At 58.8% G+C, this 904-nt stretch carries 3 protein-coding genes; 2 read left to right on the top strand and 1 reads right to left on the bottom strand.

Translation table 11 applies throughout. The annotated features are described in order from the left end of the window. A partial coding sequence (locus RI518_RS07965) for a hypothetical protein (protein WP_310689838.1) occupies window positions 1-233 on the bottom strand: 233 nt, incomplete at its 3' end. 143 nt (window positions 234-376) lie between these two features. Here RI518_RS07965 and RI518_RS07970 point away from each other — a divergent pair. Together RI518_RS07970 and RI518_RS07975 are read left to right on the top strand one after the other, a co-directional pair. Further along, window positions 377-625, top strand: a complete 249-nt coding sequence (locus tag RI518_RS07970; protein ID WP_310689839.1) for a hypothetical protein — start codon at window positions 377-379, stop codon at window positions 623-625. Between the two features lie 71 nt (window positions 626-696). Further along, window positions 697-900 (top strand): hypothetical protein, encoded by a 204-nt coding sequence (locus RI518_RS07975; protein WP_310689840.1) that lies wholly within the window; start codon window positions 697-699, stop codon window positions 898-900. The last annotated feature ends 4 nt before the right edge of the window (window positions 901-904 follow it).

The following is a 904-nucleotide window of genomic DNA, read 5'->3' on the forward strand; positions in this document are numbered from 1 at the left end:
CTGATCAGTGACTCCGCGCTCAAGATGAACGCCAACGAGAGCAACAAAGATTCATTCCCATCGAGGAGGGTCTTGCGGCCGCCATAATCGAGCTCCAACTCCAAGCCCGCGGTGAGCAGCTCGCGGGCCGCTTCGGACTTGGATGCCAACGCTCTCGATCTGCGGTACTCTTCAAATCGGAGCCACAGATGGCTATCTTCCGGTACTGTCGCCGCGATCGTCTCACTACCCATGCCTTTACAAATACCGTGAATCCCTAAAAACGTAGCCACAGATTCATTGAGACCGTTAAAATCCTCACCGCTTTATGTAGGTCTCCGTCGTGCCGATAGGCATGGGATTCACCCTTCCCACACTCCGGCGCGGTGCTGGGGTATTGACCAGTCGTAACGACCAGGCCCAGAGTTTCATCCAACTCGCGACCGGGGCCATTGTACTCGTGGTGACCGTCTTGATTTTCAACGAGATCAATGCGTCACTCCCCGACACCGCCGGTGGCATCAACGACACCGCCGTTGTGTCGGACATCTCCACGGCCATGGAGCTCGCGCCTGTTGTGCTCCTCGTGATCGTCGCGTCCTTGGTGCTGTTCCAGGTGTCCGGCTTCGGCGGGATGCGAAGATAGGCCACGAACCCACTACCCCTTTTTTAGCGTCTCCATGAGTACCGTGAGGTATGCCCACCCGCATATCCCTCATGGCCATGATCGCGGCGATCTCGATCATCGGCATCGGTGCGTATAATCAGGCGGTCGACGGTCTCGATACCGCCGGCACCAGCAGCGACACCTTCGGCGTGCTCACGTCCGTGGCCGAGCCGGGCTTGCAACTCTTCCCGCTGGTGGTGTTCGCGATCCTCGGCATGGCCGTGTTCGCGGCCGTCCGGAGGTTGCCATCATGATCCT

The organism is Pontimonas sp. (assembly GCF_031581085.1).
GTDB lineage: Bacteria > Actinomycetota > Actinomycetes > Actinomycetales > Microbacteriaceae > Pontimonas.